The sequence below is a fragment of the Rheinheimera mesophila genome (assembly GCF_000986865.1).
In the GTDB taxonomy this organism is placed as follows: Bacteria; Pseudomonadota; Gammaproteobacteria; order Enterobacterales; family Alteromonadaceae; genus Pararheinheimera; species Pararheinheimera mesophila.
Genome location: NZ_LAVS01000017.1, coordinates 17,824 through 30,359 on the forward strand (window position 1 = coordinate 17,824; position 12,536 = coordinate 30,359).

General features: G+C 47.5%; 13 protein-coding genes. 5 read left to right on the forward strand and 8 right to left on the reverse strand.

Translation table 11 applies throughout. The annotated features are described in order from the left end of the window. Positions 1 to 52 precede the first annotated feature (52 nt). Together SD53_RS08225 and SD53_RS08230 are read left to right on the forward strand one after the other, a co-directional pair. The gene (locus SD53_RS08225; RefSeq protein WP_046519756.1) at positions 53 to 427 is read left to right on the forward strand and encodes a type II toxin-antitoxin system RelE/ParE family toxin; all 375 of its coding nucleotides are present in this window, start codon (positions 53 to 55) and stop codon (positions 425 to 427) included. Further along, the gene (locus SD53_RS08230) at positions 420 to 725 is read left to right on the forward strand and encodes a helix-turn-helix domain-containing protein (protein ID WP_046519757.1); all 306 of its coding nucleotides are present in this window, start codon (positions 420 to 422) and stop codon (positions 723 to 725) included. The genes SD53_RS08225 and SD53_RS08230 overlap by 8 nt, the downstream gene beginning before the upstream one ends. Before the next feature lie 40 nt (positions 726 to 765). Here the strand turns inward: SD53_RS08230 and SD53_RS08235 are convergent, their stop codons facing one another. From SD53_RS08235 to tusA, 4 genes are all read right to left on the reverse strand, one after another. Continuing rightward, a complete protein-coding gene (locus SD53_RS08235) occupies positions 766 to 1,506 on the reverse strand; it encodes a LytR/AlgR family response regulator transcription factor (protein ID WP_046519758.1) in 741 nt (246 codons plus the stop codon). A gap of 26 nt (positions 1,507 to 1,532) precedes the next feature. After that, positions 1,533 to 2,540: a sensor histidine kinase gene (locus SD53_RS18005; RefSeq protein WP_052749309.1), complete on the reverse strand. Its 1,008-nt coding sequence runs from the start codon at positions 2,538 to 2,540 to the stop codon at positions 1,533 to 1,535. Further along, entirely contained in the window at positions 2,540 to 3,268 is a 729-nt protein-coding gene (locus SD53_RS08245; RefSeq protein WP_046519759.1) for a hypothetical protein, read from the reverse strand. Before SD53_RS08245 ends, SD53_RS18005 begins: the two co-directional genes overlap by 1 nt. Before the next feature lie 151 nt (positions 3,269 to 3,419). Further along, entirely contained in the window at positions 3,420 to 3,674 is a 255-nt protein-coding gene (tusA, locus tag SD53_RS08250; protein ID WP_046519760.1) for a sulfurtransferase TusA, read from the reverse strand. A gap of 192 nt (positions 3,675 to 3,866) precedes the next feature. Here tusA and SD53_RS08255 point away from each other — a divergent pair, with 192 nt between their 5' ends. After that, on the forward strand, positions 3,867 to 4,280 hold the full coding sequence (locus SD53_RS08255; protein ID WP_046519761.1) for a nucleotidyltransferase substrate binding protein: 414 nt from the start codon (positions 3,867 to 3,869) through the stop codon (positions 4,278 to 4,280). Next, a complete protein-coding gene (locus tag SD53_RS08260; RefSeq protein ID WP_046519762.1) occupies positions 4,277 to 4,594 on the forward strand; it encodes a nucleotidyltransferase family protein in 318 nt (105 codons plus the stop codon). Before SD53_RS08255 ends, SD53_RS08260 begins: the two co-directional genes overlap by 4 nt. An 87-nt stretch (positions 4,595 to 4,681) precedes the next feature. On the opposite strand, the gene fadA is transcribed toward SD53_RS08260, so the two are convergent. Both fadA and fadB read right to left on the reverse strand, forming a co-directional pair. Continuing rightward, positions 4,682 to 5,848: an acetyl-CoA C-acyltransferase FadA gene (gene fadA / locus SD53_RS08265; RefSeq protein ID WP_046519763.1), complete on the reverse strand. Its 1,167-nt coding sequence runs from the start codon at positions 5,846 to 5,848 to the stop codon at positions 4,682 to 4,684. 15 nt (positions 5,849 to 5,863) lie between these two features. Further along, positions 5,864 to 8,017: a fatty acid oxidation complex subunit alpha FadB gene (gene fadB / locus SD53_RS08270; protein WP_046519764.1), complete on the reverse strand. Its 2,154-nt coding sequence runs from the start codon at positions 8,015 to 8,017 to the stop codon at positions 5,864 to 5,866. Between the two features lie 171 nt (positions 8,018 to 8,188). Between fadB and SD53_RS08275 the strand changes: the two genes are divergently transcribed. Beyond that, positions 8,189 to 10,111: a transglycosylase SLT domain-containing protein gene (locus tag SD53_RS08275; RefSeq protein WP_052749311.1), complete on the forward strand. Its 1,923-nt coding sequence runs from the start codon at positions 8,189 to 8,191 to the stop codon at positions 10,109 to 10,111. Positions 10,112 to 10,157: 46 nt separating this feature from the next. Here SD53_RS08275 and SD53_RS08280 read toward each other — a convergent pair whose 3' ends face one another. After that, on the reverse strand, positions 10,158 to 10,727 hold the full coding sequence (locus tag SD53_RS08280) for a GNAT family N-acetyltransferase (protein WP_046519765.1): 570 nt from the start codon (positions 10,725 to 10,727) through the stop codon (positions 10,158 to 10,160). Positions 10,728 to 10,753: 26 nt separating this feature from the next. Then, the gene (locus tag SD53_RS08285) at positions 10,754 to 12,403 is read right to left on the reverse strand and encodes an alpha-amylase family glycosyl hydrolase (RefSeq protein WP_046519766.1); all 1,650 of its coding nucleotides are present in this window, start codon (positions 12,401 to 12,403) and stop codon (positions 10,754 to 10,756) included. Positions 12,404 to 12,536 lie beyond the last annotated feature (133 nt).

Below are 12,536 nucleotides of genomic sequence, written 5' to 3' on the forward strand. Positions count from 1 at the left end.
GAAAAGTGTAACCCTTGGTGCTATACTTTTGCCCATGTGCGAGGGATTGCTTATGCGGCTATTAACTAACAGAACCTTTAGACGCTGGGCTGAAAAAGAAGGTCTTACAAACCTAGATCTTTGCCACGCTTTGGCTGAAATAGAAGCTGGTTTAATCGATGCCGATTTAGGTGGTGGCGTGATTAAAAAACGTATCGCTTTGGCTGGCCGGGGTAAAAGTGCCGGAGCACGAACTCTGCTGGTGTATCGCGCTGCAGAACGTGCAGTTTTTGTGTATGGGTTTTCAAAAAGTGCTAAAGCCAATGTTTCATCTATAGAGCTTAAAGCCTTAAAGAATCTGGCGTCAGAGCTACTTAGTTATAGCGAAGACATAGTCGACCAACTGGTGCTATCCGGGGTGTTTGCAGAGGTAAAAATTGATGGGTAATTCCATTCTGGAGATGGTGCAGGAAACGGCAGGTGATTTACATAAAGCCGGAGTGTTAAAAGACCAAACATTAAGAGACTTTGATCTGTTGTGTTTGCCTGTTGTAGTGGAATTTGATGCGAAGCAAATCAAACAAATTCGCTTGGATAACAAAGCCAGTCAGGGCGTATTCGCCGCTTATCTGAATACCAGCAAATCTACAGTACAAAAATGGGAGCAGGGCCAGAAGAAGCCGAATGGCCCTTCATTAAAGCTGTTGAATCTAGTCGCCAAAAAAGGGCTGGATGTATTAGCGTAGGTAGTGACTTATCATTGCGGCTCAATACTAAATGAGCAACTTACTGATTCAACCACTTCCTAAACAAAGCAGTTCTGGTTTTACTACTGATAGCGGGTTCTTTATCGCAGCTGAGCACTACGGCTACGGACTCTTTGTTGTAAGGCTCTACCTGCAAAATACTGCTGATATGAATGATATCACTGCGGTTCAGCCGGAAGAATTCACTGGGGTCGAGTTGGTTTTCTATATCGCCTAAATTGGCTTCTGTCAGTATATGCACGCTGTTGTGTTTATCTGTCGCCAGCAATACGCCGTTGGCGGCGCGGATCAGCAAAATATCGGCGACTGGCAAAATAGATAAGCTTTGGCCTTTGCGTAATAAAAACCGCTTTTTATAGGCCAGAGTTGCAGCTGTTACCGGCTGCTGCAGCTTATGTTTCAACTGGGCAAAGTTCAGCATGGCTTCGGCAAATCTGGGGTAGGAGAAGGGCTTCAGTAAATAATCCACCGCCTGGTACTGAAACACCTGCATCCAGTATTGATCATAAGCTGTAGTGAAAAGCACAGGGCAAGGCAATTCCAGCTGCTCTAACGCGGTAAATACCTGGCCATCTGTCAGCTCTACATCAGAAAAAATTAAATCCAGTTGTTGAGCTTTTGGATCTGCAGAGAAAAACTCAATCACCTGAGCGACAGAACTAAGCTGAGCTACCAGTTCGGCGTCGGGTTGATAGCGTTTCAGATAAGCGGCCAGTTTTTCTGCCGCTAATACTTCGTCTTCAATAATCAGTACTTTCATGGCCTATCCTTGCTTATGCCGCCCCTTTAAACACTCTGCTGCAGTGGCACAGAGACGATAAACCCGTCGTTTTGTGTCACTTCTATTGGCTTGCCCAGCACCGCCTGGCAGCGCTCAGATAAATTGCTTAAACCTGTGCCTGTACCGGGCTGGGCAAAAGCCTTGGGTCGCAATGGGTGATGCACTATTAACTGACCTTGTTGCAGTTCCAGTTGGATCAACAAAGGTTGTTCAGCTGATGCGCTGTTATGTTTCACTGCGTTTTCCAGCAGCAACTGCAGGCTGCAGGGCACTAACTGATAGTTAGTTTGTTGCTCCGGCTCTACAGAGATCTTTAGTTGAAAACTGGCCGGAAAACGTTGCGCCAACAGCGCCATATACTGCTGTGCAAAAATCAGCTCGTCGGCCAAAGGCACCAGCGTTTTACTGCCTTGCTGCAATTGGTAACGGTAAATATCGGCAAAATGGTCAAGAAACTGCTCGGCCTGATCCGGGCTTTTATGAATAAGCACAGAGAGCACATTGAGGTTATTAAACAAAAAGTGTGGGTCCAGTTGTTGTTGCAGCAATTGCAACTTGAACTGCTGGTTATGTTGTTGTGCCTGCAGCAGCTCGAGTTGTTGTTGTTGCTGGCGTTTTAACGCTTGCCATAACAAATCTGCCCCCGCTATTAAGCTATGCACCAGCAGATACATCAGGCCAACCCGCAGATACTGCTGCAGCAAAAAGGGCTGGCCAGTGGCTGTATCTATCAAAAGCTGAATGCCAGTCATCAGGCCAACAAAAATCAGCAAACTCAGGCCAAAGCTTTGGCTATAACGCTGCAGCAGTGAAACCGCAGTGCCTTTGGCCCAAAGCACAGCATCTAACTTGCGGCTTAACCAGAGTGACAAAGCGGCCTGTAGTGTCAGCCAAAGCGGGGCATCGGCATGGAACTGCAAAGGTTGCCCAGGCGCTGTTTGCAGCAGCGCCAGATACAACATCAAGCCATAGGAAAAGGCCAATAACAGGGCAAAGGTTTTGAGCTGTGTCATCATTTCACCTGTACTGCTTCTGGTAAACGCATCAGTTCGCTGCCATCTTCAGCGTAAAACACCAGTTGAGGTTTACCATCCTTACCCACAGCCATTTCAATTCGTTTATTTCCTTGAGGATCATTCAGTTGCAGCATAGCTTTTTTGTTTAATGTGCCATAAAAAGCTCTTCTGTAGCCATGAATATCTGGATATTGTTGTTCCAGTTCTTTTATGCGCGCTTGAGCTTTCGCATCACCTTTTTCTGCGGCCAGCATCAGCCGCATATAGTCGTCTATCGGGTATTGCGGCCTGTCGACCACATTCAGACCTGAGATCAGCATGCCGTCTTGTTCAATATGCTGCAGCGCCAGGCTTTGATCCTGATTGTAACGGTCAAAAGATAAATGCAGGCCATGTTCCACCTTGCCGTCTTTTTCAAAACCACGGAACACAAAACCACCGTTTTCAGTGCCTTCGTCATTGTAAAAAATCATGCCTGGGCGTGGGCCCGGATCAAAAAACTCTTTGCCCTCTTTAATGGCTTTAGGCGCATGGCCTGTATTGGCTATCACCAAACGTGGATGACCGCTGGGTTCCATTACGTTAATACGCTGCACATTAAGTTCACGCACTGTTGCGCTGTCGCTTGGCAGCCATTGGGTTTTCATGGTTAAAGCCGCCAGTGCTGTGATGAACAGCAGGTTTAAGTTAGTTTGGTTAAAGATTTTATTGGACTGTTGCATCATGTTTTACCTTGTTTATCAGGGGTTAAGTGTCTTGATGCAGGCAGTGTGGCGTAGCGGCATGGGCCCTTACAGTCCGAACCGATAAAGGGCAGAAAGTGGTTAATAAAGGGCGGAAAAAGGCAGTTAAAAGTGTTTGCGGTGCTTTGAATTCTTAGCCGGATTTTTTCACCAAATAGCGGAAAGGCTCGCTACTTGTATCGCTGGCGACCAGTTCATGCTCCATAAAACGACAAAAAGCAGGTATATCGCGGGTAGTAGCCGGATCGTCAGCGGTAATTAATAGTGTCTGGCCCGCCGTCATTTTGCGAATAGCCAGGCGGGTTAACATTACTGGCTCAGGGCAACGTAAACCTAAAGTATCCAGCTGCTGATCGGCCGCTAAAAATAACTGTTCAGGGTTCGACATGGCTCTTGCTCCACAGCTTTCAGACTAAAAGGGCGCTTATGCTAACTTAGCTTATTCGTGCTGAAAAGCTGGAATTAAGCGAAAGTTCCTACTTCAGGCTAAGATTGGGCAAAAGGCTGCAAATTACGATAGCATAAGGTTAATTTCGCTTATACCTGCTGTTGTGACAGTATTTCATACAGGACTTAGCTGATGAATGATTTTGTGCTCGATCTTACCCCTTTACATAATGCCACCAACAGGCTGTACGAAGGCTGGTTAAGATATCAGCAGGATATAAGTGACACTCAAATTCGTGATGGTCTGGTGCAGCGTTTTGAGTTTACTTATGAAATCAGCCATAAAATGCTGAAGCGTTACCTGGAAATGGCGTCGGCCACCCCTGAGCTATTTGATCAGATGCCTTTTCAGGATTTGATCCGCACTGGTAACGAGCAGGGGTTATTACTGGGAAGCTGGCCGGACTGGCGTTTGTATCGTGAAATGCGTGGCAAAACCAGTCATAGCTACGATGAAGCTGTGGCTTTAGAAGTGGTAGCAGGTATTCCAAAATTTTTAGCCGAAGCTAGTCATTTATCTGAGCAGTTAGAAAAGAGGATGGCATGAGCATTAGCCAGTTAGATATCAGTGCTGAACATTTAGCCATAGTGAAGCAGATAGTGCGACAACTGGTGCCTTCCTGTGAAGTCTGGGCTTTTGGTTCACGTGTCAAAGGGACTGCTAAGCCTTTTTCTGATTTAGATTTGGTGATTATGTCACAGCAACCTTTGTCTTTAACTTTACTGGCCAGTTTACACGAAGCCTTCTCCGAGTCTGATTTACCCTGGAAAGTCGATGTTGTGGATTGGTCGACAACAAGCCCGGAATTCAGAGCTGTGATTGAACAGCAGAAGGTCAAAGTTCAGGCTCTGGTGTTTTAAATTCTCCACAGCGGTATCTCAAAGTACAAATAAAAAGGGCTGGCCAAAGCCAACCCTCTTATTCAATCATTAACTTTAAGAACGATATTACTCTACACGTTCAAACACTGTCGCTATGCCCTGGCCTAAACCAATACACATAGTGGCTAAACCATATTTGCCGCCTTTGTCTTCCAGTACGTTAATCAGCGTGGTGCTGATGCGTGAACCTGAGCAGCCCAGCGGGTGGCCTAAAGCAATGGCGCCACCGTTTAAGTTCACTTTAGTGTCCATTACTTCGAGTAAACCTAAGTCTTTCATCACGGGCAGAGCCTGAGCAGCGAAGGCTTCGTTTAACTCAGCGTAATCGATATCAGCCACTGTTAAACCTGCCGCTTTTAACGCCTTTTTACTGGCAGGCACAGGGCCGTAACCCATGATAGAAGGGTCGCAACCTGCTACACCCATACCTATCACTTTGGCGCGGATTTTTAAACCTAAGGCTTTGGCTTTTTCTTCGCTCATCACCAGCATGCCGGAAGCGCCGTCTGATAAAGCTGAAGAAGTACCAGCTGTTACAGTACCGTTGGCCGGGTCAAACACTGGGCGTAAAGCAGCTAAAGCTTCTACTGTGGTTTCCGGACGTATCACTTCGTCTGTATCAAAGACTTTCAGTACGCCGTCAGCGTCATGGCCTTGCACCGGGATAATTTCGTTTTTAAAACGCCCCTGCAGCGTGGCTTCATAGGCTAAACGGTGTGAGCGGGCGCCAAACTCGTCCTGTTGCTGACGGCTGATGCCATGCAGTTTGCCTAACAGCTCAGCCGTTAAGCCCATCATGCCTGCAGCTTTGGCGATGTTTTTGCCTAAACCAGGGTGGAAATCCACACCGTGGGTCATAGGCACATGGCCCATATGTTCCACACCACCGATTAAATACACCTCACCCATGCCGGTTTGAATGGCACGTACTGCGTCGTGTAAGGCCTGCATGGATGAACCACAAAGGCGGTTAACCGTCACAGCCGGCACTGAATGCGGAATGCCTGCCAATAACGAGGCGTTACGGGCGACGTTAAAACCTTGTTCCAGAGTTTGTTGCACACAACCCCAGATCACATCATCAATTTCAGCCGGGTCTAAAGCCGGGTTACGCTCAACCAGAGCGGCCATCACATAAGCGGATAATTCCTCTGCGCGCACGTTGCGGAAGATACCTGCTTTCGAACGACCCATAGGGGTACGGATACAATCAACGATCACTGCTTGTTTCATTTGTTTCTCTCCGCCTTAAACCGGGTAGAACACGGCACCAGAAGCTGCCATGGCGCGGGTTTTGTCTGTTACCTGATAGATTTCACCTAAATGGGCGTATTTGTCAGCTAAAGCCACAAAGTTCGCCAGACCAATGGTGTCGACATAACGCAGCGGACCACCACGGAACGGAGGGAAACCTAAACCATAAATTAAGCCCATGTCTGCTTCGCCAGCAGTAGCGACAATGCCTTCTTCTAAACAGCGGATCACTTCGTTAATCATCGGCACCATACAACGGGCAATAATGTCATCGCTGCTAAACTCCACGCTGGAAGCGCCAGCTTTAGCCAGCAAGTCGTAAGCTGCTGCATCCGAATCTTTTTTCGGCTTGCCTTTAGCGTCTTTGCTGTAGGCATAGAAGCCGACACCGTTCTTCTGACCATAACGCTGTGCCTGATACATCAGAGCGACAGGGTCATTTTCGACTTTACCCATACGGCTTGGGAAACCAGCCGCCATCACGTCTGTGCAGTGGAACGCTGTGTCCAAACCCACCACGTCCAGCAAGTACGCCGGGCCCATAGGCCAGCCGAAGGTTTTTTCCATCACTTTGTCGACTTTGGCAAAGTCAGCTCCGTCTAACACCAGTTTGCTAAACCCGGCAAAGTACGGGAACAACACACGGTTGACATAAAAACCAGGGCAGTCGTTGACCACTATAGGGGACTTACCCATTTTTGCCGCGTAGGCCACCACAGCAGCGACAGTTTCTTCGCTGGTGTCTTTACCGCGGATCACCTCGACCAATGGCATCTGGTGTACAGGGTTAAAGAAATGCATACCACAGAAGCGGCTCGGGTCTTTTAAATTGGCGGCCAATGAATCAATAGAGATGGTGGAAGTATTGGAGGTAATAATGGCATCAGCCGCTACTAATTCTTCCACTTCTTTGAGTACAGCGCCTTTGATTTTTGGATTTTCTACAACAGCTTCTACGACTATATCAACAGCTTTGACTGGTTCCATGCTCAAGGTCGGCTGAATACTGGCAATCACTTTCGCCATACCCACTACATCTAACTTTTTGCGTTCAACCTGTTTGTTCAACAGCTTAGTGGCTTCGCCCATACCCAGCTCTAACGCTTTGTCGGCTATGTCTTTCATCACCACAGGCACACCTTTGAGCGCAGACTGGTAAGCGATACCGCCACCCATAATGCCTGCGCCTAAGACGGCGGCTTTTTTAATCTCTTTGGTGGCTGTTTTGGCAGCTTTTTTCGCTTTGCCTTTAATCAACTGGTCATTGAGGAATAAGCCAATTTGCGCAGAAGCTGCAGTAGTTTTTGCCAGCTTGGCAAAAGCAGCGTTTTCTAAAGCCACAGCACCAGCACGGTCTAAACGGGCTGCGGCTTCAATAGTTTCTACCGCCACCATAGGCGCCGGGTAGTGTTTACCTGCATTGGCAAACACCATGCCTTTGGCGGTGTTGAAGCTCATAGTCGCTTCAATTTTATTTAGTTTCAGTGGCTGTAATTTGGCGGCGCGTTTTTTCTGCCAGTTTAATTTGTCGGCTATTGCATCCTTGATCATCGACAGTGCAGCGTCTTTTAATTTTTCCGGAGCTACCACCGCGTCAATAGCGCCTTCTTTTAATGCCGCCTCAGCACCACGTTCTTTGCCTGTGGTGATCCATTCCATAGCACCGTCAGCGCCAATCACCCGGGGTAAACGCACTGAACCACCAAAACCAGGCATTAAACCCAGTTTTACTTCAGGTAAACCTACTTTGGCTGTGGTATCGGCGACACGATAATCTGCGGTTAAAGTCCACTCAAAACCACCACCTAAGGCAAAACCACGAATAGCAGCTATGGTGGGAACTGGTAAATCTTCCGCCAGGTCAAACACGTCAGAGGCAGATTTAATCCAGGGAACAAGCTGTGCTTCAGGTTGCTGGAATGTACCTAAAAATTCAGTGATGTCGGCGCCTACGATAAAAGCGTCTTTTGCGGAGGTGTAAATCACGCCTTTGAGGTTTTTATCTGCATGCAGCAGATTCAAAGCAGCGCGACAATCTGCTAAGGTTTGTTGGTCAAATTTATTAACTGAACCGGTAGCATTAAAGGTAAACTCGGCAATACCATCTGCCAGATAGGCGACGGTGATGCTGTTACTCTGGTAGATCATGAATGTTCTCCTTCGTCCTATAGGGTGGACTATTGCTTTTATTCGCAACTGGTAAGATGAGTCTATTGCAGAGTCAGTGTGTCGTGGTTCAGTAAAAATTTCAACCGTTATTTAAACACTTGTTTGAATTTGCGATAGATGTCCCAGTAACTATAGGTGGTAAATATTTGTATGTGGCGTTTCTGTTCTGTTTTCCGTCCGTCGTTTTGGTTGCTGGCCACCGCCGCCTTGTCTGTCGCCTTTCCTGCTCATGCTATTAATGAAGGCATGCGTAAACGTTTCGAACTGGCCGAAAAAAATATTCATAAACTCACCGAAGCTCAGGCGAAAAAAGTCTTAAAAGAAATGCAGGCTTATCCACTGCAGCCCTACCTGGAACTGGAGTTGTTAAGTAAATCGCTGGACGACACCAATGCAATAGTGCGTTTTATGCAAGAGCATCAGGGCACGCCACTGGAGCGAACCCTGCGCAAACGTTGGCTGACCTATCTGGCCGATCGCAAGCAAGCTCAGTTATTCCTGAAAAACTACCAATATGGTTCAGATGTAGTACTGGATTGTCAGGCTTTGGAAATGCGGCTGGTGCTGGAAAAGCCTGCCGCTGTATGGCCGGCAGTACGCGACTTATGGGCTGTTGGTAAAACCCGGCCTGATGAATGCGATCCTCTGTTTGAGCGTTGGCGCAAGGCTGGGCAGCGCACACCAGAAGCGGTTTGGCAGCGTGTGCTGGCGGCTGTGAAAGCCGATAATCAGCGCATGTTGCCCTATTTACGCAGCTTGTTACCGCCAGAGCAGAAGTATCTGGCTGAAAAGTGGGTGCAGGTGATGGACAATCCCGCTCTGGTTTATCGGAAGAGTTTCCTGCCACTGCGTAGCCCATTAGAGCGTGATTTAGCCGCTTATGGTATGCAGAAACTGGTGTGGAAAAAACCAGATCAGGCGATTGAGGTCTGGAATCGTTTTGCCCACGACCCGGCTTTTAGTAATGAAAATCGTGCTGTTACCGCTCGCCAAATTGCTATAGCGCTAGCCAGTAAAAACGACCCGCGCGCCGATAAGTTTATCGCCATAGTGCCTGCCCAGTACAAAGATAAGTTATTTGTGCAATGGAAACTGGCGAGTTTGCTACGCAAAAAGGATTGGTATGCTGTGATTGAGGCGGTGAAGGCATTACCGGAACAGCTCGCTAAAGACGATGCCAGTCAATATTGGTTAGCCCGGGCTTATCAGCAGGTGAACTTAAAAGAATCCTCAACCCATATTTATCAGCAATTGGCTAAACTGCGCAGTTACTATGGTTACTTGGCGGCAGCTCACCTGGGCGTGCCGCCCAGTTTGGCGCATAAACCAGTGCCGGTGTCTGAGACTGACTTTCTGGCTTTTAAAAGCAGTGCGCCAGTGCGCCGGATGAAAGAATGGCAAGCCATCAAAAGACCGAATGCGGCCAAACGTGAACTGACCCATTTACAGCAATATGGTACTGATTTGCAAAAATACAGTGCCGCTAAGCTGGCTTATGAGTGGGGTTGGTACGACAACGCCATCGTTGCGTTAGCCAAAGCAGGTTATTGGGATGATGTCGACTTACGTTTCCCTATGGCCTTTAACAAAGAAATTCAAACCTACTCGAAAAAAGCCCGGGTAGACCCGGCCTGGGCTATGGCGATAGCGCGGCGCGAAAGTACCTTTATCCCGACAGCCAAGTCACCGGTCGGCGCTCATGGCCTGATGCAAATTATGCCTGCTACAGCCAAACATATTACCGGTCGTCGTGTGCCAGTGGAGCAGTTATACAATCCGGTCACCAATATTAACTACGGTACTTATTATCTGAATTATTTGATGAAACATACCGACAACAATGTGGTGTTTGCGACGGCGTCCTACAACGCTGGTTTTAGCAGAGTCAAATCCTGGATCCCCAAAGATGGCTCTGTGCCGCTGGATATCTGGGTTGAGACTATTCCCTTTAAAGAAACCCGTGACTACGTCAAAAACGTCATGATGTATTACCAGATCTACAGTCTGAAAATGCAGAGGAATCAGCATATTTTCGAACCTCTGGCGCAAATGCGGGTGGGGGTGAATGGCTGATTTTAGTCCTTCGTTTTTCCGGCACTGCAGCCAGGACAACTCAGAGTCAATCTGAGTTGTCTTCTGATTTTTTGCAGTTTGAAGCAGGGATTAAAGGCAAGTACATATCGTAATTCAGCAGTTGGGTAACAAACTGCCCTACTTCAATAAAACCTGCGCGTTTATAAAGCCGTATCGCTTTGTCGTTGCCTTGTTGAGTACCTCCCATCAGCACCAGATGCCGTACTTGGTGTTGTCTGGCAAAATCCAGTAAGCAAGGCATCATTTGACTGGCTAATCCTTTGCCTTGTAAATCGTCGGCTATGGAGGGAGCCAACATGGCGTCTAATCCGGCACAAAGTTCAATACCGTACTTTTGGTAGCGCTGATAATCCTCTGGATAAGGCCGTAGATCCAGAATGACATAGCCACAAATCCGATTTTCAATCCAAAGTACCAGACGATGGCATGCTGAATCAGTTGCTTTGCACAATTCGCTGGCGTAAGCCGCGCTCAGCGGGTGGGGGCCAAAGCGTCCTTTGGTTTCCTCACTAAGTTGTTCAAAATATTGTCCCAGTTGTTGGCTATCTGTGGGCCTGAGCGGACGCAATTGATAAAAATCTGCTACTTGATACATCGTGCCGGAACCTCTGTTATGCTCACTTACAGTTTTAATTTTTTCATCTGCTCACTGAGCTGCACTATCAGAGCGGTGTTTTGGATTGGCGTTTTGTTGATCCAAACCTGGACTGAATGAGGTTCTAGTGTCAGATGAGTTAAAGAACCAAGTTCTTGTCCGTTGGCCAAATTGTGCCAGCTGCCAGATTGAGGTAAAGCCGGGATTTTTAGCTGTTGCGGTTGATCGGATTTATTCAGCAACACCAAAGCGGTTTCACTCTGTCCCTGACGTTGATAAAGCCGTAAAAAGGCCGCAGTGTGTTGCTGGTAATCAAGGTTCAACTGTAATCCACGTTGCAGCGCGATACTTTGATTTCTAAGAGCAATCACGGCTTTTAACTGCTGATGTACCGGATGTTGCGCTGCTGTCTTAAGGCGCTCTGCACCCAGATAATTGCGATTACCAGTGTGTTCCCGTTCTCCGGTCATAAAATTGATTTCTGAACCGTAGTAGATCACCGGAATGCCGCGGGAGGTGAAAAGCCAGTTGTTCGCGTTAATAAAGCCTTGGTCTGAGGCATTCATTCGTGCCATGTCATGGTTATCGTAGAAGGTCATCAGTTCATAGGGATTGGCATAAACTCCGGAATCCAGATGCAGGTGGTTCAGGATCTGACTGTAATGACTGTTTTTGTGTTCAAACACTGAGGTAATACCGTTACGGCCTGGGAAATCCAGTACGCTGACACCGCCATTTTCTGGCCAGGTATGCTCTGCTGCTTTTTCTGCTTCGAAATTAAAACTTTCGGCAAAAATAAATATATCAGGATGCTTTTGCCGGATCTTGTCGGTAAATTTTTTCCAGAAATGGTGCGGCATCTCTTTGATGGTATCAATCCTGATAGCGCTCGCCCCTTGTTCTATCCATTTCAGGTGTGCATTCACCAGATAATCCAGTACCGCTGGATTGTTTTCATTCAAATCAGAGAGTTGAGCCAATCCGGTGGTCTTGTTGTAGAACTGATGTAAAGGATGGGTATGACTCAATTGCTGGGGCGGCAAATTCTGATGATCTGCAACCAGACGGCCAGATTGGTCAAATAACTGACCAAAATGACCAACCTGGCCCTTTGGCATGCTATAGGCTGGCGAGCCGTGATTGGCGACCACATCCAGCACATAACCCAAACCCTGTTGTTTTAGCGCTGCAGTAAATTGAGCAAAATTCAGATCGGCAGACTCGAGATGTTCATCGACCTGATAGAAGTTGATGCCCCAGTAGCCGTGATAGCCTGTTTTACCCCCGTCACCATAAGGGGTGCCAAAAACTACAGGCTCTCCACCTGTAAAAACATAATCCGGATTATCTACTATAGGCGTGGTCCAGACATAGCTGAACCCCAGGTCTTTGATATAGTTTGCATGCTGAACTATGCCTTTAAAGTCCCCGCCCAGATAACCGATATTGGCGCTACGTCCATCCGGACCGAGCAGGGGTCTGTTGAAGGTTGATTGACCAGGCAGGCCCTGCTGCACAAAGTTATTAGTCGGATCGCCATCGACAAAACGATCCGTCAGCAAAAAATATACAGTTTCTTTGGCAAAAGGTTCTAAAGTACCGTATAGCTCTGCTTTGGCGGCAACAACAGAGGTGCTGGTTAAAGAACATAACAGGATCAGGGCTGTTGTTTTCATTCAGTAACTCCTTAGATTTAAGGGCACGCTAGCAGATAGCAACAGGTTATCGAAGATGAATTCGTATGGAGTTCTGTGACAGTTTGTAATTGGCGACTAAGCGGTCCACACGCTGAGGTATGACTGCAAAATC

What these genes read in the sequence shown, in the direction of transcription:
- SD53_RS08225 (WP_046519756.1), top strand. Translation starts at nt 53, where the DNA reads ATGCGGCTATTAACTAACAGAACCTTTAGACGCTGGGCTGAAAAAGAA.
- SD53_RS08230 (WP_046519757.1), top strand. Translation starts at nt 420, where the DNA reads ATGGGTAATTCCATTCTGGAGATGGTGCAGGAAACGGCAGGTGATTTA.
- SD53_RS08235 (WP_046519758.1), bottom strand. Translation starts at nt 1,506, where the DNA reads ATGAAAGTACTGATTATTGAAGACGAAGTATTAGCGGCAGAAAAACTG.
- SD53_RS18005 (WP_052749309.1), bottom strand. Translation starts at nt 2,540, where the DNA reads ATGACACAGCTCAAAACCTTTGCCCTGTTATTGGCCTTTTCCTATGGC.
- SD53_RS08245 (WP_046519759.1), bottom strand. Translation starts at nt 3,268, where the DNA reads ATGATGCAACAGTCCAATAAAATCTTTAACCAAACTAACTTAAACCTG.
- tusA (WP_046519760.1), bottom strand. Translation starts at nt 3,674, where the DNA reads ATGTCGAACCCTGAACAGTTATTTTTAGCGGCCGATCAGCAGCTGGAT.
- SD53_RS08255 (WP_046519761.1), top strand. Translation starts at nt 3,867, where the DNA reads ATGAATGATTTTGTGCTCGATCTTACCCCTTTACATAATGCCACCAAC.
- SD53_RS08260 (WP_046519762.1), top strand. Translation starts at nt 4,277, where the DNA reads ATGAGCATTAGCCAGTTAGATATCAGTGCTGAACATTTAGCCATAGTG.
- fadA (WP_046519763.1), bottom strand. Translation starts at nt 5,848, where the DNA reads ATGAAACAAGCAGTGATCGTTGATTGTATCCGTACCCCTATGGGTCGT.
- fadB (WP_046519764.1), bottom strand. Translation starts at nt 8,017, where the DNA reads ATGATCTACCAGAGTAACAGCATCACCGTCGCCTATCTGGCAGATGGT.
- SD53_RS08275 (WP_052749311.1), top strand. Translation starts at nt 8,189, where the DNA reads ATGTGGCGTTTCTGTTCTGTTTTCCGTCCGTCGTTTTGGTTGCTGGCC.
- SD53_RS08280 (WP_046519765.1), bottom strand. Translation starts at nt 10,727, where the DNA reads ATGTATCAAGTAGCAGATTTTTATCAATTGCGTCCGCTCAGGCCCACA.
- SD53_RS08285 (WP_046519766.1), bottom strand. Translation starts at nt 12,403, where the DNA reads ATGAAAACAACAGCCCTGATCCTGTTATGTTCTTTAACCAGCACCTCT.